At 37.6% G+C, this 26,436-nt stretch carries 20 protein-coding genes; 15 read left to right on the plus strand and 5 right to left on the minus strand.

All coding sequences use genetic code 11. From position 1 onward, the window contains the following. Positions 1-5 precede the first annotated feature (5 nt). The 11 genes from pseC (at position 6) to FBB35_RS34540 (ending at position 15,531) form a co-directional block, all read left to right on the plus strand. A complete protein-coding gene (pseC, locus tag FBB35_RS09530; protein WP_174709426.1) occupies positions 6-1,181 on the plus strand; it encodes a UDP-4-amino-4,6-dideoxy-N-acetyl-beta-L-altrosamine transaminase in 1,176 nt (391 codons plus the stop codon). Continuing rightward, a complete protein-coding gene (locus FBB35_RS09535) occupies positions 1,178-1,915 on the plus strand; it encodes an NTP transferase domain-containing protein (RefSeq protein ID WP_174709427.1) in 738 nt (245 codons plus the stop codon). Before pseC ends, FBB35_RS09535 begins: the two co-directional genes overlap by 4 nt. Continuing rightward, a complete protein-coding gene (locus FBB35_RS09540; RefSeq protein ID WP_174709428.1) occupies positions 1,905-2,543 on the plus strand; it encodes a pseudaminic acid biosynthesis-associated methylase in 639 nt (212 codons plus the stop codon). Before FBB35_RS09535 ends, FBB35_RS09540 begins: the two co-directional genes overlap by 11 nt. Further along, on the plus strand, positions 2,540-3,577 hold the full coding sequence (pseG, locus tag FBB35_RS09545) for a UDP-2,4-diacetamido-2,4,6-trideoxy-beta-L-altropyranose hydrolase (RefSeq protein WP_174709429.1): 1,038 nt from the start codon (positions 2,540-2,542) through the stop codon (positions 3,575-3,577). Before FBB35_RS09540 ends, pseG begins: the two co-directional genes overlap by 4 nt. Continuing rightward, the gene (locus tag FBB35_RS09550; RefSeq protein WP_174709430.1) at positions 3,574-4,626 is read left to right on the plus strand and encodes an N-acetylneuraminate synthase family protein; all 1,053 of its coding nucleotides are present in this window, start codon (positions 3,574-3,576) and stop codon (positions 4,624-4,626) included. The genes pseG and FBB35_RS09550 overlap by 4 nt, the downstream gene beginning before the upstream one ends. Then, on the plus strand, positions 4,623-5,093 hold the full coding sequence (locus tag FBB35_RS09555; RefSeq protein WP_217481706.1) for a DapH/DapD/GlmU-related protein: 471 nt from the start codon (positions 4,623-4,625) through the stop codon (positions 5,091-5,093). Before FBB35_RS09550 ends, FBB35_RS09555 begins: the two co-directional genes overlap by 4 nt. Beyond that, positions 5,077-6,105: a DegT/DnrJ/EryC1/StrS aminotransferase family protein gene (locus FBB35_RS09560; RefSeq protein ID WP_174709431.1), complete on the plus strand. Its 1,029-nt coding sequence runs from the start codon at positions 5,077-5,079 to the stop codon at positions 6,103-6,105. Before FBB35_RS09555 ends, FBB35_RS09560 begins: the two co-directional genes overlap by 17 nt. Beyond that, on the plus strand, positions 6,102-6,809 hold the full coding sequence (locus FBB35_RS09565) for a WbqC family protein (protein WP_174709432.1): 708 nt from the start codon (positions 6,102-6,104) through the stop codon (positions 6,807-6,809). Before FBB35_RS09560 ends, FBB35_RS09565 begins: the two co-directional genes overlap by 4 nt. 176 nt (positions 6,810-6,985) lie before the next feature. Next, positions 6,986-7,675, plus strand: coding sequence for a class I SAM-dependent methyltransferase (locus FBB35_RS09570; protein WP_174709433.1), 690 nt, complete (start codon positions 6,986-6,988; stop codon positions 7,673-7,675). Between the two features lie 5 nt (positions 7,676-7,680). Next, on the plus strand, positions 7,681-8,373 hold the full coding sequence (locus tag FBB35_RS09575; protein WP_174709434.1) for a PIG-L deacetylase family protein: 693 nt from the start codon (positions 7,681-7,683) through the stop codon (positions 8,371-8,373). A 285-nt stretch (positions 8,374-8,658) separates the two neighbouring features. Then, positions 8,659-15,531 (plus strand): glycosyltransferase, encoded by a 6,873-nt coding sequence (locus tag FBB35_RS34540; RefSeq protein WP_254625893.1) that lies wholly within the window; start codon positions 8,659-8,661, stop codon positions 15,529-15,531. A 113-nt stretch (positions 15,532-15,644) separates the two neighbouring features. Here the strand turns inward: FBB35_RS34540 and FBB35_RS09590 are convergent, their stop codons facing one another. The 4 genes from FBB35_RS09590 to FBB35_RS09605 all read right to left on the minus strand — a co-directional run bounded on the left by FBB35_RS09590 (position 15,645) and on the right by FBB35_RS09605 (position 21,471). Next, positions 15,645-17,855, minus strand: a complete 2,211-nt coding sequence (locus tag FBB35_RS09590) for a tetratricopeptide repeat protein (protein WP_174709435.1) — start codon at positions 17,853-17,855, stop codon at positions 15,645-15,647. 118 nt (positions 17,856-17,973) lie between these two features. After that, on the minus strand, positions 17,974-18,528 hold the full coding sequence (locus FBB35_RS09595) for a type IV pilin-like G/H family protein (RefSeq protein ID WP_174709436.1): 555 nt from the start codon (positions 18,526-18,528) through the stop codon (positions 17,974-17,976). Between the two features lie 646 nt (positions 18,529-19,174). Then, positions 19,175-19,717, minus strand: a complete 543-nt coding sequence (locus FBB35_RS09600) for a methyltransferase domain-containing protein (RefSeq protein WP_174709437.1) — start codon at positions 19,715-19,717, stop codon at positions 19,175-19,177. A 422-nt stretch (positions 19,718-20,139) separates the two neighbouring features. After that, the gene (locus tag FBB35_RS09605; protein WP_174709438.1) at positions 20,140-21,471 is read right to left on the minus strand and encodes a class I SAM-dependent methyltransferase; all 1,332 of its coding nucleotides are present in this window, start codon (positions 21,469-21,471) and stop codon (positions 20,140-20,142) included. Positions 21,472-22,031: 560 nt separating this feature from the next. Here FBB35_RS09605 and trxB point away from each other — a divergent pair. Next, positions 22,032-23,402, plus strand: coding sequence for a thioredoxin-disulfide reductase (gene trxB, locus FBB35_RS09610; protein WP_174709439.1), 1,371 nt, complete (start codon positions 22,032-22,034; stop codon positions 23,400-23,402). Between the two features lie 151 nt (positions 23,403-23,553). On the opposite strand, the gene FBB35_RS09615 is transcribed toward trxB, so the two are convergent. Next, positions 23,554-23,958 (minus strand): four helix bundle protein, encoded by a 405-nt coding sequence (locus tag FBB35_RS09615; RefSeq protein WP_174709440.1) that lies wholly within the window; start codon positions 23,956-23,958, stop codon positions 23,554-23,556. A gap of 130 nt (positions 23,959-24,088) precedes the next feature. Between FBB35_RS09615 and FBB35_RS09620 the strand changes: the two genes are divergently transcribed. The 3 genes from FBB35_RS09620 (at position 24,089) to FBB35_RS09630 (ending at position 26,283) form a co-directional block, all read left to right on the plus strand. Continuing rightward, positions 24,089-24,985 (plus strand): ABC transporter permease, encoded by an 897-nt coding sequence (locus tag FBB35_RS09620; RefSeq protein WP_174713583.1) that lies wholly within the window; start codon positions 24,089-24,091, stop codon positions 24,983-24,985. A 75-nt stretch (positions 24,986-25,060) separates the two neighbouring features. Next, positions 25,061-25,270, plus strand: a complete 210-nt coding sequence (locus FBB35_RS09625; RefSeq protein ID WP_174709441.1) for a hypothetical protein — start codon at positions 25,061-25,063, stop codon at positions 25,268-25,270. A 101-nt stretch (positions 25,271-25,371) separates the two neighbouring features. Beyond that, positions 25,372-26,283, plus strand: a complete 912-nt coding sequence (locus FBB35_RS09630) for an ROK family protein (protein WP_254625894.1) — start codon at positions 25,372-25,374, stop codon at positions 26,281-26,283. Positions 26,284-26,436 lie beyond the last annotated feature (153 nt).

Raw genomic sequence — 26,436 nt, forward strand, 5'->3', positions numbered from 1 at the left:
TTTTTATGGCTAATTATTTTAATTTTATTCCATACGGACGACAAAGTATAAGTCAAGAAGATATTGATGCTGTAATTGAAGTTTTGCGCTCAGACTGGATTACTCAAGGCCCAGCTATAGAGAGATTTGAGCAAGCTGTTGCTAATTATTGTGGAGCGAAATATGCCGTAGCGGTTTCTAATGCGACAACTGCATTACATATTGCCTGTCTTGCTGTTGATTTGGGGCAAGGAGATATTCTCTGGACATCACCAAATACCTTTGTTGCTTCAGCTAATTGTGGACTTTACTGTGGTGCAAAGGTTGACTTTGTTGATATTAACCCAAATACCTACAATTTGAGCGTAGATGAATTAGAACGTAAATTGACTGCGGCAGAAAAGCAAAGTTGTTTGCCTAAAGTATTAATACCCGTGCATTTTGCAGGGCAATCTTGTGAGATGGAACACATTGCTGCTTTATCACAGCGTTATGGTTTCAAAATTATCGAAGATGCTTCTCATGCGATTGGCGGAAGCTATCAGGGACAACATATTGGTTCCTGCCAATTTTCCGATATGGTAGTTTTTAGCTTTCATGCAGTCAAAATTATCACAACTGGTGAAGGCGGTATGGTGCTAACAAATCAAGAAGAATTGTATCAGAGATTAATTAGATTAAGAAGTCATGGCATAACTCGCAATCCAGATTTGATTCAAGGAGAATCTCACGGTTCTTGGTATTATCAGCAACTAGAACTAGGGTTCAACTATCGGATGACGGATATCCAAGCAGCATTGGGTGCTAGTCAGATGCAAAGGCTAAATGAATTTGTGGAACGTCGGCAGCTGATAGCTCAAAGATATAATCACCTACTACAAGATTTACCCCTGATATTACCTTGGCAACACCCTGATTCTGAATCTAGTTGGCATTTATATGTAATTCGGCTCAAGCTGGATAAGATTAATAAAACTCATAGACAAATATTTGAAGAACTTCGTAGCGCAGGAATTGGTATGAATTTGCACTACATTCCAGTTCATACACAACCTTACTACCAAAAATTAGGTTTTCAATTAGGAGACTTTCCACAGGTTGAGCAATACTACGAGAAAGCTATTACTATCCCTTTATATTATGGGCTAAATGAAGAGAGTCAGGATAAAGTAGTAGTTTCGCTAAGAGAGAGCCTGATATGAAAATTGTAATTATTGTTCAGGCAAGAATGACTTCAACTCGCCTCCCTGGAAAAGTACTCAAAAAGGTATTAGATAAGCCTTTACTAGAATATCAGATTGAGAGATTAAAGCGAGTCAAGTTAGCTGATGAAATTGTAATTGCTACTACCATCAATAGTAAAGATTTGCCAATCATTGAAGTTTGCGATCGCCTTTCAGTGCCATATTTCAGAGGTTCAGAAAACGATGTCCTAGCCAGATATTATGGCGCGGCTAGAGAGCATAATACAGATGTAGTGGTTCGGATTACCTCTGATTGTCCGCTTATTGATCCACAAGTGATTGACAAAGTAATTCAATTTTATCTGGATTATAAATATAAATATGATTATGTTTCTAATTGTTTAGAGAGAAGCTACCCACGAGGAATGGATACTGAGGTTTTTTCTTTCCTAGCATTACATCAGGCATTTTTAGAAGCAACAGAACAACCTGATCGAGAGCATGTTACTCCGTTCATTAATATGCAGCCTGAACGTTATCGATTGACTCAAGTAGTTTATTCAGAAAATCAAAGTTTACATCGTTGGACAGTAGATACAGCAGATGATTTTGAACTTATTAAAAGAATTATTGAAGCACTTTATCCTAAATTTCCAAAGTTTACTTTGGAGGATTGTTTGGATTTGCTCAAACAGTATCCTGATTGGCCAATAATTAACGCACATGTGGAACAAAAAAAATATGGTAAATAACTCTGATTTTAGAACTGAACAAGAAGATTTTTGGGCTGGTAGCTTTGGCGATGAATACATCAATAGAAATCAGGAAGATATCTCAGGTGCTAGCAATATTTCACTATTTGCAAAAATCCTTTCAAGAACTAACTCTATTCAATCGCTAATTGAGCTTGGTGCCAATATAGGTCTTAATCTACAGGCAATTAAAGAACTTATTCCTAGAGTAGAAATTTCAGCAGTCGAAATTAACCAAAAAGCTGTAGAAAAATTGCAATTACATAATAATTATAAGGTCTACCACCAGTCAATTTTAGACTTCGTACCTGTTTGTAAATATGATCTAGCTCTTGTTAAGGGAGTGTTGATACATATCAGTTCGGATATGCTACCGAAGGTATATGAACTACTTTATCAAGTTAGTAATCGTTATATTTGTATTGCAGAATATTATAATTCTACACCTGTAGAGGTAAATTATCGTGGCCATCATAGTAAATTATTTAAACGGGACTTTGCCGGTGAGATGCTTGATAGATTCGATGACTTACATCTATTAGATTATGGTTTTGTCTATCACCGTGATAGTCAATTTCCACAGGATGATATAACTTGGTTTTTATTAGAAAAAACTGGTTGCAAATGAAGCTATTTATTCGGGCAGATGCATCAACACAAATAGGTACAGGTCATATAATGCGCTGTCTGGCTTTAGCTCAGTCTTGGCAAGATGCAGGTGGTCAGGCAATTTTTGTTATGGCGACGGAAGCACCAAATTTTAAAACTCGGTTAAAGTCGGAAGGAATGGAAGTTATCCATCTGCCGATTCAGCTTGGAAGTACTGAAGATGCTGAAGAAACAGCAAAACTAGCACGTCAGTTTAATGTGAGTTGGATTGTGGTAGATGGCTACTATTTCGGTGCTAAGTATCAAGAAATCATCAAGGAATTTGAGCTAAAACTTTTACTCATTGATGATTATGGACACGCAAAACAGTACCATGCCGACATTATCTTAAATCAAAATATTCATGCTAATGAGGGATTGTATATAAATCGACAGCCATATACTCAACTGTTACTTGGTACAAGCTATAGCCTTTTGAGGCGAGAATTTTGGCAGTGGCGAGAATGGCAGCGATCGCTCCCTCCAATAGCTAAAAAGTTACTAGTTACACTAGGTGGTGCAGATCCAGATAATGTAACTCTCAAGGTAATTCAAGGATTGCAACAAGTAGAAGTGGAAGGACTAGAAGTAGTTGTTGTAGTTGGAGGAAGTAATCCCCATTATGAGCAACTGCGATCCGCTAGTCAAAAGTTGCAGTTTCCTATCCGTCTAGAAAGGAATGTAACGAATATGCCCGAACTCATGGCTTGGGCTGATGTGGCGATCGCTGCTGGTGGCTCTACATCTTGGGAACTCGCTTTTATGGGTTTACCCAGTATTGTGCTAATTTTGGCAGATAATCAGCAAGATATTGCCGAAAAGCTAGCCAACATCAATGTGGCTGTTAATCTAGGGTGGTATCAAGATATTTCAGAAGTAGAAATAGCACAAGCAATTAACAAATTACTGTTAGCAAATCAAGTTCGGATGAAAATTATCCAAAAGGGTCAGAAATTGATAGATGGTTATGGCGTTACCCGAATATTACCTATATTAACGGGAGCAAAAGGATGAATGTAGTTAACATTGCCAATCGTCTAATTGGCAGTACTTATGAGCCTTTCATTATTGCTGAAGTAGGTATCAATCATAATGGAGATATTGAAAAAGCGTTACAAATGATCCGGGTTGCTAAAGAAGCAGGTGCTGATGCTATCAAGTTTCAGACTTTCAAGGCTGATGAACTTGTTGGTGATCCGAGTCAAACCTACACTTATCAATCCCAGAATAAACAAATCACTGAATCGATGCTAGAGATGTTTCGACGTTATGAATTATCTCGGCATGAATGGTTTTTAATCAAAGAAAACTGTGATAAAAAAGAAATTATATTTTTATCTACACCACAGAATTATTCTGATTTAGATTTACTTTTGGAGTTAGGTATAGCAGCTATTAAGGTTGGGTCAGATGATTTTGTCAATCTGCCCTTATTAAAGAGTTATGCTGTCACTGGATTGCCGATGATTGTCTCTTGTGGCATGGCGGATCTGGCAGAAGTCTTTCAATCATTAAATACGATTGGGGCGCTAGACGGTTATCCCACAATCTTGCTGCTTTGTACTTCTCAGTATCCAACGCCGCCAGAAGATGTAAACTTGCTCAAGTTAAAAACTTTATCACAGACTTTCCCAATGATACCACTTGGGTTTTCTGACCATACTCAGGGGGCTATAGCATCTTCTCTAGCTGTTGCCTTTGGAGCTTGTCTGTTTGAAAAACATTTTACGCTAGATCGTAACTTGCCGGGGCCAGATCATTGGTTTTCTGAAGATCCAATAGGTTTAAAACATTGGGTTAATTCAATCAAACAGTCATACTCTATGATGGGGAGTGCCATTGTACGAGCAACGACTGCTGAGGAGGATATGAAAATTCTAGCAAGGCGTAGTATCGTTGCCTTTAACGATATTGCCGAGGGTGAGATACTGCACACTGGTAATGTAGGTTTGAGAAGACCAGGTAGCGGATTGCCATCAAGCCTTCTAGAGCGAGTTTTAGGATTAAAAACTACAAAATATATACCAAAAGGAAGTATTCTTAAATTTGGAGATTTCGAGTGATAGATATTACAAAATTTCAAGAATTATTCTCACTTTTAACTAGTTTTAAGCCGAATCAGTTTCATCCATTAGTCTGGATTAATGGTGAGCCAGAAATTGGCAAAAATGTTTATATAGGTGGTATGTCAGAGATAAATGCAAAAGGTGCTAGAGTCATCGTTGGAGATAATTGTGATATTGCATCATTTGTTTCAATAAACTGTGCTGATTCCCACAAAAAATGTATTGGTTTACTAGATGAAATACAGCGCAAGGATATAGTAATAGAAAACAATGTTTTCGTAGGTTCACATAGTGTTATTAAGGGTGGAGCGTATATCGGTCATAATTCCGTTGTTGCCGCAGGAACAATTGTTGAAGAAGCAATAATACCTCCGTATTCACTAATTATAGGGAATCCAATGCAGGTAAAACCAGGATATTATCTAAAGCAATTTCATCTCAACGATAGTGATTCCACACAATAAACCAACTTTAGGTATAGAAGAAGAACAAGCTGCTCTGAGGGTTATTCGCTCAGGTTGGGTAGCGCAAGGGGATGAAGTAGAAGCTTTTGAAAATGAGTTTTGTGAATTCATCGGATTACCAGTAGGTTATGCAGTAGCAGTTGCCAGTGGGACATCAGCCCTATTTATGGCTTTATGGGCATTACAAGCGCAGGGGAAACGAGTAGCTTTTCCTGTTTATACTTGCTCTTCCTTAAGACATGCAGTGGCGATGATAGGAGCAATAGAGCAACTGGTAGACGTAAGTCCTGGCACTCCTAATATTGATTTACAAGCACTTAGTCAAACTAGAGCAGACATTGCTATTGTGCCTCATATGTTTGGTTTACCACTATGCGTTTCAAATTTAAAAAATATAGAGATCATAGAAGATTGCGCTCAGGCTTTAGGAGCATCTGTAAATGGTACTTTCGTTGGTTTACAAGGAAAATTAGGTATCTTTTCTTTTTACGCAACTAAATTAATTACTTCTGGTGGTCAAGGAGGCATGGTTGTTTCTAAAGATAAGGCTTTAATCGATGCTATTAAAGATTATAGGCAGTTTGATTGCAGACAAGATAAAAACAAAAGATTTAATTTTCAGATGACAGACTTGCAAGCTGCTATTGGAAGAGCGCAACTACGCAAATTGCCTATTTTTTTATCAAGACGAGTGGAGATATTTAAGCGCTATATTCAAGCTGGATTAAAGCTTTTAGATATAACTTCCGAATCTAATATTCAACTATCTCCTGTTAGATATAGAGCAATTTTAAAAACCAATGCTTCTTCTAACCGAAACATAATTGAATTATTAGCATCTATGAATATTAAAGTAATTGTACCAATAGAACATTGGGAGTTGCTTGAAGAATATAACTTATTTCCTAATGCATTAAAATTGAGTCAAGAAAGTATTTCATTACCAATATATCCTTTGTTAACTGATAAGCAACTTGAATATGTAGTATCAAAAATAAATTTTTTATCATGATTTTAACAGCACATCAACCTGTCTATTTACCTTGGCTAGGATTAATACATAAAATATTACTAGCTGACGTTTTTTGCGTTTTTGATATTGTCCAGTACCAAAAAAAAGATTATAACAATAGAAATAAAATTAAAACAGATAGTGGTGAGATGTGGCTTTCAGTTCCTGTTGAATCGAAAGACCATTTTAATAAGAAAATATGTGATATAAAAATTATCAATGATGGCTGGAATAGAAAGCACTTTAAATCAATTTATTTAGCTTATAAAAAATCAGCATATTTCGATTTATATATTGATAGCCTAGAAGTGATTCTTATAAAAAAAGAATATAAATATTTAACAGAACTCAATTTTGATATTCTGACTTTTATGCTAAAGAGTTTGGATATTGATGTGCCAATAATTAAAGCAAGTGATTATGATTTTACTGGATATAAGTCTGAACTTGTACTTGATATGTGTGTTAAGTTAAATGTCAAAAAATATATATTTGGAAGCCAAGGTAGAGATTATGCTAATATACAATCATTTAAAAATAATGGCATAGAAGTTTATTTTCAAGACTATAAACATCCTATTTATAAGCAATTACATGGTAATTTTGTGCCCTATATGTCCTTAATAGATATTTTGTTCAATGAAGGTCCGAAGAGTAAAGAAATAATTTTATTTAATAATGTTTTATCCTTAGCACAAATATAAAATGAGTGAACAATCATTTTTCGATTAATTAGGAGGATAGCTTTGTATGTTATTTGAACAATTAAATTGCTTTACAGAGAAAACTTTGATAATTTTCCCGAAGTTTGATTTGAATAAGTATAGACTTGAATGTTTCGATTTTTAGCCAAATATATCATTTATACAACTGTAATAAAATGACAGAAAAATATAGGATAGATAATGGTTTTTCACAAGAATGGGATCAGATATATCAGCAAAATACTCATATGAGTGTCTGGCCCTGGTCAGATTTAGTCAGCTATGTAATCCGTTATGCTCGTCCAAGTAAATCCGAATTCCATGTACTAGAGTTGGGTTGTGGTGCTGGAGCAAACATTCCTTTTTTTCAAAAGTTGGGAGTTGAATATCACGCTATCGAGGGTAGCCCAGCAATCGTAGAGAAATTGAAGGAAAAGTTTCCAGATATAGAGAATAATATTGTTGTTGGTGATTTCACTAAAAATATTCCTTTTTCCAACGAATTTGATTTAGTAGTTGATAGAAGTTCACTAACTCATAATACAACTTCTGCTATTAAAAACAGTTTGGCATTGGCATACGCTAAATTAAAAATAGGTGGCAGATATGTGGGCATTGATTGGTTCTCTACTCTAGATTCTGATTATCAACTTGGCATACCTGATGAAGATATCTACACTCGTCGAGACTATACTGAAGGTCACTTTGCTCATGTTGGTCGTGTGCATTTTGCTGACAAAGGTCATTTAGAGGAACTGTTTGCAGCATTTGCTATAGAAGTAATGGAGCATAAAACTGTAGCCAGATATATACCTACAGATAACCATATCCTTGCTTTTTGGAATTTGGTAGCTAGAAGAGTTTAATATTAATGAGAAAAAGAGTCCTGGTCATTGCAGCTCATCCAGATGATGAAGTACTGGGTTGTGGTGGAGCGATCGCTAAACATACTCAGCAAGGTGATATTGTTCATGTTCTCATTTTGGCAGAAGGAGCTACCAGCCGTACTCCACAGCGCGATCGCAAAAAGCTACAAAATGAACTATCAACGTTGGCTAAAGCTGCCCATCAAGCCAGTGAAATTCTGGGGGTAACATCCCTAAAGCTTCATGATTTCCCTGATAACCGTATGGACAGTTGCGACTTGTTAGACATAATTAAAGTCATAGAACAAGAAATTGTTAAATATCAACCAGAAATTATTTACACTCACCACATAGGTGATGTTAATATCGACCATCGCCGTATTCATCAAGCGGTAGTAACTGCTATTCGACCAACACCTGGTAGTACTGTTAAAACCCTGCTATTTTTTGAAGTTGCTTCTAGTACTGAATGGCAAACTCCAGGTTCAGCACCTGCCTTTACTCCTAACTGGTTTGTGGATATATCACAAACCCTAAGTTTGAAGCTAGAAGCATTAGCAGCTTATGAGTTTGAGATGCGTTCTTGGCCTCATACTCGCTCTATTTCAGCTTTAGAGTACCTAGCTCGTTGGCGTGGTGCTAGTGTAGGTGTCGAAGCTGCTGAGGCGTTTATCTTAGGAAGAAGACTGATTAGTTGAGGCAGTGAAGATGAGAGATGGCTGTTGCAGTAATAACTCTAAGTAGTTGATTAAAATTTTTACAAAGGCTAACTGTCCTATAATCACCGTGAATTCACAGAAGTAATTTTGTCGTTAGCGTAAATTTAGAGGAATTTATCAGTACAATTCCCCTTGAATACATAGTAGATATAACGTTAGATTGCTTGAGTTAATAGGTGATCGCTTTGCATTGCTCATAGTTATGAAGATAGGAGATATATTTACACCTTTAAAACAATTTTTATTAGCAAATAAATAAACGCTATGTCTACCAAAAATAAAGTTATTTTCTTTTCTCCATATAGCTTATGGTTAATTCATAACCAACTTGATGCTATTGTAGCTACTGCACTGCAACTTCGTGACTGTGAAGTTGTAGTTGTAGGTTGTGATGGCATTTACAATAACTGTGCTATTACAAGGTTTAATAGCAGCGAAGAATTATGCAAAAACTGTTCTAAAATAGGCGAAAACTTTTTTAAAGATTTATTTGATTTGCCATATATACAACTACGTAATTTTATCGAAGAAGACGATTATATAATTGCTAACAATTGGGTAAAAACACTCAGTCCTGAAGATTATAAAAACGCTGTCTATAATGAATTATCAATTGGTAAATGGGTAACTTCAACTATTTATACCTATTTTCGGATATCTGTTACAGGACTAGCTAGCGCTCATATACAAAGAGTTCATAGAAAATATTTAATCGATGGTTTAGTAACTTATAATGCATTAGTTAGATTATTTACTAACTACAAACCAACTAACCTATTTTTATTTAATGGACGATTCGCTCCCTATCGGATTGCATTTGAAGTAGCACGCCAACTAGAAGTTGATGTCATCACTCATGAAAGAGGTTGGATTGATGATAGTTTTATATTATTTGATAATACTACTACACTAAATACACAGCAACCTTTAAATTCTGTAAAAGATTGGGCAGACATAACATTAACTAATGAAGAACTCGTGCAAACCAAGAATTATTTCACAAATCGTGAATATGGTTTGAATATGAATTGGCCATCCTTTTATGATTTCCCAATAAATCATGTAGATATTCGTCATCAACTTAGAATACCTTTAAATGCCAAAGTATTTGCTGTATTCACTTCAAGTGAAGATGAATTAGCTGCGTTAGATGATAGAGCAAGAATTACTGAGCAATTTGATATTATTGCAAGTTTAATAGAAATATTTAAAAATAGAAATGAATATCTAGTAATTCGTCATCATCCTTATATAGGAGGCAATAAAGATACTCTAATAGAAACAGATTCTTTGTCAAAAGCCTATAAACAGGTATTTTATCTACCAGAAAATGTCCGCGTTGTAATGCCTTCGGAGCAGTTAAGTTCTTATGCATTGCTTTGGCATACAGATGCAGCGATCGCCTTTTTTAGCACAGTGGCAATTGAAGCGATAGCTAGAGGTGTACCAACAGCAACATTAGCAACTTCATCCTATGAAAAAGCCTCACGATACACTATTCAAGATACTAGTGTTGAACATCTAAATCAACTCATTGATAATCTATTGACAGATTCATCTAAACTAACAACAGAAGATTTAAAGAGACTTTATCGCTTTACAAATGCTTACTTCTTTAAATTTCCTCATAAATTTCGCTCAATTGGTATAAAGAATTTTTATTCTCACGACTTGAGATTTGAAACTTTAGATGATTTACAGCCAGGTAATGACCTAACCTTAGATAAAGTTTGTAACAGGATTATGCTAGGTTCTTCCCTTGAAAATTTACCTAGAAACGATTTGGATAATCGATTGCCAGAACAAGAAAAAGCTTTTTACAAGCAAGAACTACAAGAAATAGAAAATCACAAAATTTTCGTAAGAAAACAGAGCTTAAATCACTATCATAATTTGATTTTAGATATTTCTGTAGTTGCTATTATATATTTGAGATACAAATTTCATTACGCGATAGAAAGTCAAACTTCGCTTGAGTCTTTGCATCAATCTCGATATAAAAATATAGTAATATATGAAGTTAATGATTGCGAATTAAGCAATTATCAAACTATCATAGACTCTATTTTATCTTTAACAGAAAATATAGTAGCAGATTATATACTTATCGCTAACAACTATACTCAGTATGATGAATCATTTATATCCTCAGCCATTGATATCCTAATATCTACAGATTCTCAAGATATAAATGGAGTTTTTACCGGAGGTTGGCTATCAACTGTAGAAAACAGAATAGAGGATGGCGTATTTATTTCTGGGGTATTCAATCAGCAACAAAAACTTGTATTCCGCCAGGGAAACATTACATATCCACAAGCATTAGAAGTACTTCCACTAGTCAAAATTCCGCTTAGTGTGTTGTCATTTGGAATACTTAGAAAGAGTACGCTAAGAGAAATTCTACAAGAAGTCAGAAAAATATCAGAAAATCATGCTGCTCAATACTTATTTGAATCAGTTTTTAAAAGTGATAATATTTGTAAAATTGAATTGCCTAAGCTGGTTATTCATCAAGAGTTAGAAGTCTTGAAGGCTGTTAATAACTCAATGCCAGAATTGCCAATTCATTTTATTACAATAGTCCTAAATGGGCAACCGTTTATTAAGTATCACATTGAAGTATTTAAACATCTTCCTTTTAAATGGCATTGGCATATTGTTGAAGGTGTAGCAGACTTAAAACACGACACAAGTTGGAGTGTGAAACTAGGTGGAAATATCAGTGATGAAATCCATAAAAATGGTCGTAGTTACGATGGGACCACAGAATATCTAGATGAATTAGCGCAACTTTACCCGACCCAAGTCACAATATTCCGAAAACCAGAGGGTGTTTTCTGGGACGGAAAACGAGAAATGGTAAATGCACCAATTGTTAACATTCAAGAGGAATGTTTGTTGTGGCAGGTTGATGTAGATGAATTGTGGACATTAGAGCAGATTTGTGCCGCTAGAGAAATGTTCATTATCAACCCTGAGAAAACAGCTGCTTTCTATTGGTGCTGGTATTTTGTAGGAGAAAAATTAATTATCAGTACTCGTAACTGCTATACACAAAATCCTCAACTAGAGTGGCTAAGAACTTGGAGATTTAAACCAGGAGCATTTTGGGCAGCACATGAACCTCCCATATTAGTAGAAACCTCGTTAGATGGTGAATATAAAAATGTTGCAGCAGTTAATCCTTTTTTACATGAAGAAACTGAAAAGCTTGGTTTAGTTTTCCAGCATTTTGCCTATGTAACAGCACAACAATTGCAATTTAAAGAGCAATACTATGGTTACAGTAATGCTCTTTATCAGTGGCGGGCTTTACAGAAAATAACTAAGTTTCCAGTTCTTTTGCGTGAATACTTATCATGGGTAAGAGATGAAACGAGGGTTGATAATGCTGAAAAATTCGGTATAGTACCAATAGCACAAAAAGAACTCAGCAGCAATAATTGGCGGTTCTTACAACCGGATGAAATACAGCAGCAAATTGCACAAATTGAAAAACCAAAACCATTAATTATAGTTGATGGTGTTTTCTTTCAACTTTATCAAACTGGCATTGCTCGTGTCTGGCAATCCTTGTTAGAAGAATGGGTTAATAATGGTTTTGCAAAACATATTGTTGTGCTTGACCGTGGTGGCACTACACCCATAATTCCTGGTATTAGATATCGCACAATCTCATATCATGATTACGATAATATTGACTCCGATCGATCAATGCTACAGCAAGTGTGCGATGAAGAAGGCGCAGATTTATTTATTTCATCCTACCATACAACGCCGACTACTACACCTTCTGTATTCATGGCTCATGACATGATAGCAGAAAGAATAGGTTCAAACTTAAATCATATCATCTGGCAAGAAAAAAATTATGCAATTAAACATGCGTCTGCTTTTATTGCAGTTTCAAAAAATACAGCACGCGATTTAGTAAGCTACTTTCCACAAATCTCTTTGGAGTCTGTAACAATTGCTGAAAATGGGATTGATCATACAACCTTTTCAGTAGCTAGCCAGAAAAATATTCATCAATTTAAAATAAAATACGGTATTACCAAACCCTACTTTCTGTTAATCCGTCTTGGTAATGTTTATAAGAATAGTATTTTGTTTTTCAAAGCTTTTTCACAGCTTGCAAGTAGCTATGGTTTTGATATTGTTGTTACAGGAAGTGACGGTGTATTACCACCAGAGTTCAGAGCCTATACATCAGGTAGCATCGTTCATCTGCTGTATCTTAGTGATGAAGAGTTAGCAATAGCTTACTCTGGTGCAGTGGCGCTTATTTATCCTTCTAAATATGAAGGTTTTGGTATGCCTATATTAGAAGCAATGGCTTGTGGTTGTCCTGTAATTACTTGTCCTAATGCTTCAATTCCAGAAGTTGCAGGCGAAGCTGCAATATACGTGAATGATAATGATGTAAATGAAATGACAAATGCACTTTGTGAAGTACAAAAACTAGGTGTTCGTAATTCATTGATTACGGCAGGTTTAGTACAAGTACAACAGTTTTCTTGGATAAAAATGGCGCAAACTGTTAGTTATGTATTAATTAATGCTACACTTAGTTATTTAAATCTCAATAAAATTAATTTAATTATTTTCCCTGATTGGTCACAACCAGAAGAGTCTCTTGGTTTAGATTTACAACAAGTTATTAAGGCGATTGCCACTCATCCTAATAACGAAGAAACTACCCTAATTATTCATACTGGTAATATTCCTGGTGAGGATGCTGAACTGTTTTTATCTAGTGTAGCTATGAATCTTTTGGTACAGGAAGATTTAGACGTTACCGAAGGATTAGAAATTTCTCTAATGAAAAAATTGGCTGATATTCAGTGGGAAGCTTTGCTACCTCGCATCAATGCCAGAATTATTTTAGAACATGAGGATCAACAAGCTTTAGGACAAGTGGCAGTAAGTAAAATTCCTTCTTGCCAAATTGATAATTTAAGCAATCAAATAAATATTTTATTTAAAGGTGAAAAAACTAACTTAGCTAGTAGAAAGGAAATATCTATTACAGACGCATTAGCGGCAAAAAATGGAAATATCAATATTATAATTTTTCCTGATTGGTTACAATCAGAAGAGTTGCTGATTTTAGAATTAGAACAAGTAATTAAAACGGTAATCAATCATTGCGATAGTAACCAGATAACGTTACTTATAAATACTAATGGCATTTCTGAAGATGATGCCAATTTAGTTTTATCTACTGTGGCGATGAATCTGCTACTAACAGAAAATTTTGATATTACTGTAGAATGTGAAATTTCTCTGCTGGGAAATTTAGATGAAATTGAACTAAGAGCTATAATCCCTTTCCTCCACAGTCGAATTATTTTACAACATGAAAATCTGGATGGTTTAACATTATCTCTAATAGAAAATATCCCAGCGTATGAAATAGAAAGCTTTAATAATATACATGTAGAGCAGCTAGTTTTTGATTTAAGTAATAGATTATTTCAAGAGGGCAGATGGACAGAAGCGATCGCTCAATATCAAAAAATTTTAGAAATCCAATCGGGAGATGCAGATATTTATTATAATTTAAGTTATTGCTATAGACAGTTAAACCTGTTAGACGAATATTTTAAGACTCTCCAGCAAGGAATTAAACTTTACCCTCAAGAAGGAAGATTACATTTTTCATTAATCATCGACTTGCGGCGTAATGGACGTATTGAAGAAGCAATATTAAGTGCAAAAAATGCGGCTAAATGCTTACCTAATGATTACACTTTTCAAATCCTAAAATATTTAACAGTTCCATCAATATACGAAAATCAAGAGGAAATTAAGTTCTATCGCCAGCGCTTTACTCAAGGACTGCAAGATTTAATTCAGCAAACATATCTGAAAACTACAGAAGAACAACAAAGTGCTTTAGCAGGTATAGGTCGGCTCACAAATTTTTACTTATCATATCAGGCACAAAATGATATAGATTTGCAACGTCAGTATGGAAAGTTAGTACATGAAATTATGGCAGCTAACTATCCACAATGGGTAGTCCCTTTATCTATGCCTAAGCTTCAGCCTAATCAAAAAATTCGTATTGGTTACGCCTCACATTACCTGCATTCTTATAGTGGCACACTGTGGTTAACTGGCTGGTTACGTTACTGCGATCGCCAAAACTTTGAAATTTACTGCTACTACACAGGAGACGAGCCAGATCCTGTTACCCAACAGTTCCAAAATTACAGCGATGTTTTTCACTATATTCCTTATAACTTATCAGCAGCTTGTGAACAGATAATTGCTGATAAATTGCATATCTTAGTCTTTCCTGAAATAGGTATGGACGCGCAAACCATGCAAATGGCTGGTCTGCGGCTTGCGCCTTTGCAATGTGTGGCTTGGGGGCATCCTGTGACAACAGGCTTACCCACAATAGATTACTTTTTATCTAGCGAGTTAATGGAACCCGAAAATGCCCAAGAACATTACTCAGAAAAATTAATTCGCTTACCTAACATTGGCGTTTCTTACCCTAAGCCATATATTCCCCCAGTTATCAAAACCCGTTCAGATTTTGGGTTAGGAGATGATGCAGTCATCTATTTATGCTGCCAAGCTCCTTTTAAATATCTGCCCCAATATGATTTTATTTTTGCAGAAATTGCTTGTCGCCTTCCTCAAGCCAAATTTGTGTTTTTGCGTGGTACTTTACTTGAGCCACGCCTGAAGCGGGCTTTTGCTGCTGTTGGACTTAACAGCGAGGATTACTGTGTATTTCTCAGCATTCCAGAGCGGCTAGACTATCTAATGATTAACTTACTTTCAGACGTTTATCTAGATACATTTACTTGGTCTGGTGGTAATACTACTCTAGAAGCGATCGCTTGTAATCTTCCTATTGTCACTTGTCCTGGAGAATTTATGCGGGGTCGTCATTCTGACAGCTTCTTAAAAATGCTAGGAGTGACGGATACCATCGCTCAAAATGAAGCCGAATATATAGAAATTGCTGTCAAATTAGGACTAGATCAAGCTTGGCGAGGCGCTATTGCCGAAAGAATGAGCCAAAATCATGATCGCCTTTTTGATGATAAAGCTTGTGTTGCAGGTTTAGAAGCTTTTTATAGAGAAGTTTGTAGTAAGCACTTCAGTGCTTAAATTGGTAATTACAGAACAGGAGGACTAAAGTCTTCACTACGAACTTTAGAATTTGTAGTAAGTAAGTTTCGAGCTAAGAGATTATTGTGAGGGCTGAAGCCCTCACAACTAACTTATTTTTTCTCAATATACCTTTGCCACATTTGCTCGTAAGCCTTCTCCATCTCGCAGGTAAATTGTTTTGCATTCCATAGTGGTGCTGTTTGTCTAGATGCTTTCAGCTTCAAGGTTACTTGCTGTCGTAAAGCCTCATCTTTGCCTAAGCGCACACCCCACTCTACATACTCTTCATCAGTCCAGGCAATACCTTCTGTGATACCAGCATTCATCATCATGGTGTAGCTATTTCGGGCAGCGAATTGCTGTCCAACTCTGGTTACTAAAGGAATACCCATCCAGAGTGTTTCTAAGGTTGTTGTTGCACCGTTATAAGGAGAAGTATCTAATACAACATCAGCAATGCCTAAATTTGCTCTGTGAACAGACTCAGAAGGATCTAACTGTAAAAATCGTAGACGCGAAGAATCTACACCCTCTTGCTCTGCTAACTGCATAAAAAATTTCTGCACAGCTTCAGAGTCAGCTAACCCTTTAATCAAAAAATAGCTATTAGGCACTTCCTTAATAATTCTCATTTGGAGTTGTGCTGTATTTGGGTGGCGCTTAAATCCTCTTTGAGCGCTGAGATAAACTACAGCATCAGTAGGAATATCAAGAGAGTCACGCCGTAAAGTTGGCACACCTACTTCAAAACCATCTACTGCTATATAGGTTTGGGGTAATCTCCAGATTTTTTCTGTATAGTATTCCTGAGCAGATTCTGGTAAAACATAAGGATCGGCAATAAAGTAATCAACTGCTGGTATTCCTGAAGCATCCCAACCTAACCACGTTGCTTGTACAGGCGCAGGTTTAAGCGCCATAATTTCACAAGTAATATCTAAGGTGATGCTATCCAAATCGATTAAAATATCAATCTCATCTTCGTAAATTTTTTCAGCAATGTCGTCACTATAAATTCCACCTTGATAAGCTTGAGTAAATTGCTGAACGTACCATTCTTGCAAGGGATCGTCTACTTGTTTATAATTTATAAAATAGCCATAAATATCAAACTTTTCACGGTTATGATGCTGAATTAGCCACCGAGCTAACCAGCCAACAGAATGTTTAGATAAACAATGGGATAAGTAGCCGATTTTTATTTGCTTAGTACGTCTGACTAACTCTCGATTTCCATATCGTTGAACTTTTTCTTTAGCGTACTCTTGCACATTAAGCTGGCAAAGTTGTACCAATTGATTTTGAATTTGTCTATTTTGATGTGGGTCATCTCGCAAGTAAGGTGCATAATAATTGGTATTAAATAACCAGAGTATTGTGAATGCTTCCAGATTTGTAGGTTGTTCTTCTATCAAAGACATGAGTAGAGATTCCTGCTCTAAGAAAACTGCACAAGCTTCATTCCAATAAGCAGGAGCTTCCATTAATCCTCGTTGGATCAGGTGTTTGGCAAAAAGTTTGTCAGTTATAGTCTTTGATAGTAAATAGCATAATTTAGCTACTTCTATTCCTTTAGAATAATTACGATCTTTAAAATAAAAAGCAGCAAGATGACGTAAAAGTTCTATCTTTTCAGGTTCAAGGCGCAAACATAATTCAGTCATTAATACTGCTACTTGAGGTTGCCGCATAGAATGGGCAACTTTAACTGCGGCTGGCAGCAAAATATTAATGAAAGGTTGAGACTGATCGATATGGATTAGACAAGCTTCTGCAAACTCTAGGATAGAGGGATGCAATGGGTCATCATTGATGATACTGTCTAATACTTGCAATAATAACTCAATATCTATAATTTCTTCTGACTGAATTAACTCAATTATCTCTAGGGAAGTTAATTCATCACCACTAAAAGTTTCTTGTTTAATAGATAACTCAATCAAATACAGAAGATTATTCACATATTGAGGAGAAATTTCCCGTATATGTTGGCGAATTGCCCAAGCAACTGAATAATCTGCTAGTGTCTCTCTGCGTTCGGCTTCAGTTTGCAAAACCTGTATCAATTCCACAGTCCATTGCTCAACTTCTTGGGCTTCTCCCTCCTCCATGCCCAGCAGCCAAGTCATTTGCGCTTCTGCTTCTTGCCCTTGCAATAGCAACATTAATCCTAAGTTCCAGTAGTGAGATTTAACTTCTGGTTCTATTTCGATAGCTTGTTCATAGCAGTTAGCAGCTTGAGCATAGTTACCTTTGGTAAAATATTGCTGGGCTTGCTGTTCTGATGGAGAGATGTCATTAGGAATTTGGACAGAAGTCATAGTCAAGAATTTTCAGGATAGTACTAGTACTATTCCCAAAATTTAGAACAAAATTAAAGTGGGTAGCCTAGACTACCCACTGTGATAAAGCTTGCAATTGGATATAGAACTCAAGTTATTACTTAGAAGTCAACTCTGAATAGGCGGTGTTACAACCTGGCTGGAGTGGAGTGCCTGCTGAAGTTCCAGCTGGACCAAAAGTTCCAATAGTACCACTCTGGTCACCAACAGCATTAGACTGGCATAACACAGCTAGAGTAGTTGCTTCGCTGGTAGATAATACTATTGATTTAATAACAACACCCTGGTAAGATTTGAGTACCGGCTTCAGAGATATACCATTATTGGCAACCTCAGTATCACCCCCATTAACAGCGTATGCATAATTCTCAGTTTGGGTTCTAATACCAAGTCCTAACTGATCCATACTAGTAGTGAATTTAGCATTTTCTAAAAAGTATGCCTGTTGAGCGCGGTTCATGGAACCAGTATACTGTTTAGCTTCAGATTGCTTACCTTTGTTAGCTTGGTTCAAGAAAGAAGGTAGTGCGATCGCAGACAAAATACCAATGATGATAATTACTACTAATAATTCAATGAGTGTAAAACCCTCATTTTCCTTCTTTTTGCCGAGGAGGTGTTGGAGAAACTTTGCTTTCAATTCAGTTTTCATAAGTGTTTTTCCTGGGGTAGGAAGCGCTTGTGTGTTCTAGATGTAACTTACCCACTCGTATTTGGTTTCATATCACCCTACCTAAAAATTTTTTTCAACTATGTTTTTGTTTATATCGCGATCGCGTTAGATTAATAGGCTATTTTCCTTATATATAAGGGTTTTCTCAATTGCATACTCTCTAATCTCGGTGTTGTTTAGCTAAAAAAAGCTATATATTGAGGCGATCTGGAGACATATAGATTGACACTGGTTACGGGTTATTAAAGATTATTTAACCCTTTTTGCAACTTACCAAGACTCTATGGAACAGTTGAAAGAGGCGAATATATCCTTACCCCAAATCTGATTTCGAGTTAAAAATGCTTATACTGATTATCTGGTAAGTTGCATAGAACAATTTGCTCAAGCTCCAAGTCCGTCCAAGCCTAATTTTGTGCAGCTTCAGAAAGAATTACTATGGGAATCCGCTTTGATTTCTGTTCGCACAGCGTGGTGTAGCCATACTTATTTGCGTAGGTAGGCAGTAATAAATCAGCCTTTCTGAGCTGTACTGGGTTTTTTCAGAAATCAAATATAAGTCATATATTAACTGAAAAGTATTAGACTTATATTCACTTATTAAGTATCAAATATGAGGTTAGATTTACTCTGAAGATGTTGACTTTTGAGCAATGACGTTGAGGCTGATTAGTGTATTTAAAATACGGATTGTACTGCAATCATCAAACATATCAAACGTCTCTACTTGCTCATATTGTGTAAACCCAACTTCTTCTAAACATATAGACAATATTTCAAAATCAAATCCTACCTTATGAACATCATATATATTAGTTTGTCCGCCAAACATAATCCGCATTATATGCAGACGTTCAACTACTGTAAATTCTGGATGCAGATAAAACCAACATAATTTTTTTAAATCTGGGACACTAATAAAAAGTTGTCCGCCTGGTTTGAGAACACGATACCATTCTGTTAATGTGTTCATTAACTCATTATCTATTCTATGATAAAAATGTTCTAGAACATGACTGGCATAAATTGCAGAAATTGAATTATTTTCAAATTGGCTTAAATCAGATGCGTTGCCAATATAATCTACTTCGGGACGAGGCTCAATATCAAATATTTTCCAGTCTGGATGTTTTTTTTCTCCACCAATATGAAGTTTAATATCTTTCATTTTTTTGTATTTTGCTACTCTGTGTTGTTTGTTCTACCTATTATTTGCCATGCTCTCCTAGCTAAGGAGTACGACACTCAAACTTGAGTATTCCCAACTTCTGACGGTTTCTATCACAATATTTAAGAGTTCATTAGAATTAATTGAGGTAGATTAAATTGTCACCAAGCACAGTTCTGGCAAAACTAGTGTGGAGGGTATTTTTGCTACTGGCGATAATTCTTGCATCCAAATAAAAAGCCACAAACATCACTGAGTCCTCAGTCTTTGGTGCAGCCTTACCCTTGAAAGGGGCAGTATTCTCCCTGCCTCCTGGCTGAACTCAGTGAGATGATCACCTGTCCCGCTAGTGTTCAAAACCCTTTTACTCGTCAGGATTATATGGAGGTTAAAGTTGCAGGTTGAGTATGGATAATTTTAGATTAGGATTGGCGTTCCAACATTATGTAACCAAAACTCTCTAACATTAATAACAGTTGTTGCACCATTTGAAACGCTTGCTCTTCATCTGTAGGCTTTAAGGTTACAGGATCTAAAGGTCTAAATTTTTTCCAATGCTCTACCAGGAATTTCATCGGCTGGGTTTGTTCTAATAAAGGTATTAAGCAAAGTGCTAATGAGCTATCTATCCCGACAAATTCTTCGACTAGCGATAAATAGTTACTGATAGGGAATATTTTGAATTCCGTAATACAGGTTATGAGGTCTTCTTGGAAATTACGAGTTTTTAATTGAGGATGTAGACTCACCTTTGCGAACTGCCAATCAGAGTCAGCCCATTGTGAAACTAGCAGAAAATTCTGTACTTGATTAGAATGACCACACCAAAAGTCAATCAGCCGATGGATGGGATGTATTAGTTCAAATAACTGTAGCCGCTCTTCTATAGAAATTTCTGGTAAACTCATGTCCAGAAAAGCAGGTAAATTCTCTGGATCTTTAAACAAGTTGATTAAGTCCCACTGTCGCCAGTTAACCATACTGATAAATTCTAGATCGGCTGCTTTCAAAGCCATAAACATATCAGAGATGGTGTAACCTTTGTCTCCTTGAAATAAGTAATTCATTAAAATTCCTTCTTTTCCGTTTTCTCCTTCATACTTATTAGAATTCCAGGTTCTAGCTTTGAGTTCGACATTATCTTTCAAAGCTTTCATCGTTTCTACTACAATTCCCATTTCTAAGTCTTCTGGATTTTCGTCCATCAAACCCATCATTGTAAAGACTTTCTGAGCGCGGAAATAAGGGAATCTCTGGATTGAACTATGCAGGTTGCTACGAATGATCCCATTAGGCTTTAAAACAGATATCATTCCTTGCAAGGCAGTAGCTAAGTCAGGAAAAAGATATAGAACTTCATCACAATTAATATAGTCAAATTGGTAATCGAGCTTTGGCAACTCTTGAAGTGACAATACATGAAATTCTGCATTGTCAAAACCATGATGTTCTAAACGTTGCTGTGCTAATTTAATTGATTCTTCTGATATGTCAATACCAACAACTTTTGCACCTGGATTAGCTTCTGCTAAGACTAATGATTTATAGCCAGTACCACATCCAGCATCCAAAATTACTTTATCTTTGGTATCGATAAATTTTTGGTTCCTTAAATAGTAAGGTGTGACTAAATTATGAATGTAAAGTAGATTGGGATTATCTTTAGGAGATTTATCAAGAGGAACTATAGGATAGGGAGAAGTATCAAATTGCTGACGAATTTTATCTAGTAAATTAGATGCTGGACTGGTCATATAAATTGTTCCTGATACTAACTTTTTTTGGTACATTTCACCGCTAGACAAACTCATTGATGAGTTTTGACGCACATATCAACATATCCCATACTGCTCAAGCTAGCAGGTACATTCAACCTTGAGTATTCCCAATCTCTGGGGATTTCTATCACAATATTTACAGTATTTTTTAAGTCGATATACTACAAGGTAAGTAAGGTCTCAAAAATTGCTGAGAAAAGTATGAGCATTCAAAAAATAGCAGAATTGCAAGAACAGTTTTAGCGGTTAAGAGGATGTTTGAAAAATCTAATTTATTACTAGCCCTGATGACTATAAGTCCGACTACACAAGACTTTATCCACCTTTCCTACAGAACGCTACGCGAACTGGGTTAAGAACTTCGTTTCCGTAGTAGGGAATTCTATGGACTCAATGCCTGGTAAGTGTTGAGTGCATAGTACAGTAGGCATTTTGCGTAGGCGTAGCCCGTCGCAGACATCGCTTACTATTTGGCATAGCCAATCACAGTTTGTTATGCTATATTAAGCGTAGTCGTTATGAGTTTGTATATGATCATGACTAATCCCACAGTAGAAAACTTAGTAATTATCGGTTCTGGCCCAGCAGGGTACACAGCAGCTATTTATGCCGGACGCGCTAACCTGAAGCCCGTTGTCTTTGAAGGTTTTCAAGCCGGGGGTTTACCTGGCGGACAACTAATGACAACAACGGAAGTTGAGAACTTTCCAGGGTTCCCCCAAGGGATTACGGGGCCGGAACTGATGGATCAGATGAAGGCGCAGGCGGAGCGCTGGGGAGCGGAACTATATACTGAAGATGTTATGTCAGTTGACTTGAGTCAGCGTCCATTTACAGTGCGATCGCAAGAAAGGGAAATTAAAACCAACAGCATCGTCATTGCTACGGGTGCGACAGCAAAGCGTTTGGGTTTACCCAGCGAACACGAATTTTGGAGTCGGGGTATTTCCGCTTGTGCAATTTGTGATGGGGCAACACCGATTTTTCACGGTGCAGAATTGGCTGTAATTGGTGCTGGCGACTCGGCAGCAGAAGAGTCTATTTACCTCACCAAATACGGTTCTAAGGTAAATATGTTGGTACGCACAGATAAAATGCGGGCTTCTAAAGCCATGCAAGACAGGGTTTTGAGCAACCCAAAAATCCAGGTGCATTGGAACACAGAAGCCGTGGATATCTACGGTAATGGTCACATGGAAGGGGTGAAAATCCGCAATACTAAAACTGGTGAAGAAAGCAAACTGCACGCTAAGGGTTTATTCTACGCCGTTGGTCACACTCCTAACACCTCTTTGTTTAAGGGACAACTAGAATTGGATGAGGTAGGTTATGTTGTTACTAAGCCAGGTTCTGTAGAAACCAGTGTAGAAGGCGTTTTCGCAGCCGGCGACGTGCAAGATCATGAGTTTCGCCAAGCAATTACAGCTGCGGGTACTGGCTGTATGGCGGCGATGTTAGCAGAACGTTGGTTGTCATCCAGTGGCTTGATTCAAGAATTCCATCAACAGCCAGAAACAGCAGACAATGAATTAGAACATCAGCCAGCCAAAAAGACTGAAGCTGAAGAAGAAGCTGAATTTAATTTGAATGAGACGCGCCATGAGGGAGGATATGCTTTACGGAAATTGTTCCATGAAAGCGATCGCTTACTCCTAGTTAAATACGTCTCTCCTGGTTGTGGCCCTTGTCATACCCTGAAGCCAATTTTAAATAAAGTGGTGGATGAATTTGAAAGCATTATTCACTTTGTAGAAATTGACATCGATAAAGACCGAGATATTGCTGAAAATGCTGGTGTGACAGGAACTCCAACGGTTCAATTGTTCAAAAACAAGGAACTTGTGAAGGAAGTTAAAGGCGTGAAGCAAAAAACCGAATATCGCCAGTTAATTGAAAGTAATCTTTAGGGACTGGGGACTGGGGACTGGGACTGGGACTGGGGACTGGGGACTGGGGACTGGGACTGGGGACTGGGGACTGGGACTGGGGACTGGGGACTGGGGACTGGGAAATAATTCTTTTAACTACTAATACCAATACCCAATCACCAGTACCCAATCACCACTTACCCAGTTGAGTACCGTACTCTTCTTTACCCTGCTGTTGAGAACGAATAAAATGACAGTAACCGTTAAGACCTTTTTCAATCCGGTCTTTAAGCTGACTGACCCAGTTTAATTGTTCTGTATTGCAGTAGCCTAAGCTCTCGGCAATAATGAAAGCGCTTTTGGTTTCAGTCAATGAACCGCGAGCAATGTACATAAAACGCAATCTATCTAAATAGTGATAGCGTCCATAGCCCTCAGCTATGTTCAGTAAAACGCTGCAAGCTGCTCTTCGTAATTGATCACTCAAATTGTAACGCTCACAACCCGGCAAACTATTTGCTAATCGATAAGCCGCTTTTAGAAGCTTGAGGCTATCTTGGTAGAAGTCTAAAGACTCAAAGCCTCTATGTTGCATATCATCCCAATCTAAAGTCCCTCAATTTTATGAGACATTTTTACCAAATACCCAGTCCCCAGTTCCCAATCCCCAGTCCCTAATATGTAAAATGGTCAGCGTATCAAGCTTTGATCGAGGCGATCGCTTTATGGCCATTACAAAACGGCAACTACCGACATTTTTACAGTTTGGCAAAAGTTCCAATCTTTCCCAAAAACTCATGCTCATTGGGTTAGCCATCACCCTATTTTTCATCTTCCTGGCATTCTTTGCTCCCCTGTTCCAGGCTTGGGGATGGCTGCAAAACCCAAAAGATTTTCTCTCTAATCCAATTCACGAGCCACCCTCAGCTAAACATTGGTTTGGCACTAGTCGCCTGGGTTATGATGTCTTCTCCCGGACATTATTCGGCGCTCAAGCTGCTTTGCAGGTGGTGATTTTGGCAACAGCACTGAGTATGATTATCGGTGTGCCTCTGGGGATGCTGAGTGGTTATCTCGGCGGTAAATTGGATAAAGTGTTGCTGTTTTTGATGGATAGCATCTACACTTTACCGGGGCTACTGCTGTCTGTGACACTGGCGTTTGTGGTGGGACGTGGGATATTAAATGCAGCGATCGCTATTAGCATTGCCTACATCCCCCAATATTATCGCGTTGTTCGCAACCACACTGTTAGCGTGAAAACTGAAGTCTTCATCGAAGCTGCTCAAGCAATGGGTGCTTCCACTTGGGTTGTGCTTTCTCGTTATCTATTTTTCAACGTCATTCAAAGCGTACCCGTCCTCTTTACACTCAACGCTGCTGATGCAATTTTGGTGTTGGGCGGTTTAGGCTTTTTGGGGCTAGGACTTCCCGAAGAAGTGCCAGAATGGGGACATGATTTAAAACAAGCTCTAGAAGCTCTACCTACTGGCATTTGGTGGACTACACTTTTCCCTGGTTTAACCATGACATTCATGGTGGTAGGGTTATCACTACTTGGTGAAGGGTTAAACGAATTTGTCAATCCCCGATTACGGAGAGAAAATAGAATCCGAAAATAGTTAGTAAACAGTGGACACTTATCAGTCAACGGGCTAATCATTAATAACTAGTAATTGATAACTGGAGAGATTTGTGTGAAAGATAATCTGACATTAATTGCCGCCGCTACTGGCGGGTTTATCCTTTCTGTTGCCCTTGCTGGCATCTTAAGAGGTGCGCCAGTTACAGCTTGGCAAGAGCAATCGAGTTTCCGCACCACGACTTTTGCTAATCTACAGAAATCGGAGTTGAAAGCTTCGCGTCTTCTTCCAGGCGGAGATGCTACGCAAACAGATCGCGGATGAAAAAAATGAACTGGAGAATAGGGAATAGCTGTTCACCAATGCCCAATGACAAATGACAAATGACAAATGACAAATGACAAATGACAAATGACAAATGACAAATGACAAATGACAAAATGGTGAGTTCTCAAGTAATTGGCATTGATGTGGGGGGAACAGCAATTAAGCTGGGGCGGTTTACAGCCGATGGAACTTGTTTGCAATCTTTGACTATGGCGGCTCCCCAGCCGACAACGCCAGAGGCCGTGCTGGCAGTGCTGGTAGATGCGATCGCGCAAATTGATCCAAATAATGAAACTTTTGCTATTGGTGTTGGGACTCCTGGCCCCTCTGATGCAGCAGGACGCATCGCCAAAATCGCCATTAACTTACCTGGATGGATCGATGTCCCTTTAGCAGATTGGTTAGAAGCTAAAACTGGCAAACCTACTGCGATCGCTAATGATGCCAACTGCGCTCTTTTGGGAGAAGCTTGGCTGGGAGCCGGTCGCCAATTTCAAAATCTGATTCTCCTAACTTTAGGAACTGGGGTTGGTGGCGCAATTATCCTCGATGGCAAGCTATTTATTGGCCATCAGGGAGCCGCTGGGGAATTGGGTTTAATTTCATTAAATCCGAATGGGCCAATTTGCAATAGTGGCAATCAAGGCTCTTTAGAACAACATGCCTCTGCTACTGCTATTCGCCGCCGCACTCTCAAGGAACCCATCGAATTGGGTGTTCTTGCTCAACAAGGAGAAGCCGCAGCATTGACTTTTTGGCAAGACTATGGTAAAGATTTGGGAATTGGCTTGACGAGTTTGATTTATGTACTCACACCGCAAGCGATCGTCATTGGTGGCGGTATAAGTGGCAGCTTTGAGTTTTTCTTACCAGCAGTGAAGGCAGAAATTGAGAAGCGAGTGCAGGCTTTATCACGAGATGGTTTACAGATTTTGCCAGCAGAGTTAGGCAATTTTGCTGGGATCGTGGGTGCAGCAAGATTGGCATTGCAACACTATTCGAGATTTTAGATCGTGTAATTTCAGTTATACATATAGCTTGGCGATCGCTTTGTTTGCTTTGAGAATTGGTGAATAGCGATCGCAAAATAATTTGCTTTGATCAGCCCTACTTAATCATTCGTGAGAGATAAGATCCCCGACTTTTCAAAGAAGTCGGGGATC

It is taken from the genome of Nostoc sp. TCL240-02 (assembly GCF_013343235.1).
GTDB lineage: Bacteria > Cyanobacteriota > Cyanobacteriia > Cyanobacteriales > Nostocaceae > Nostoc.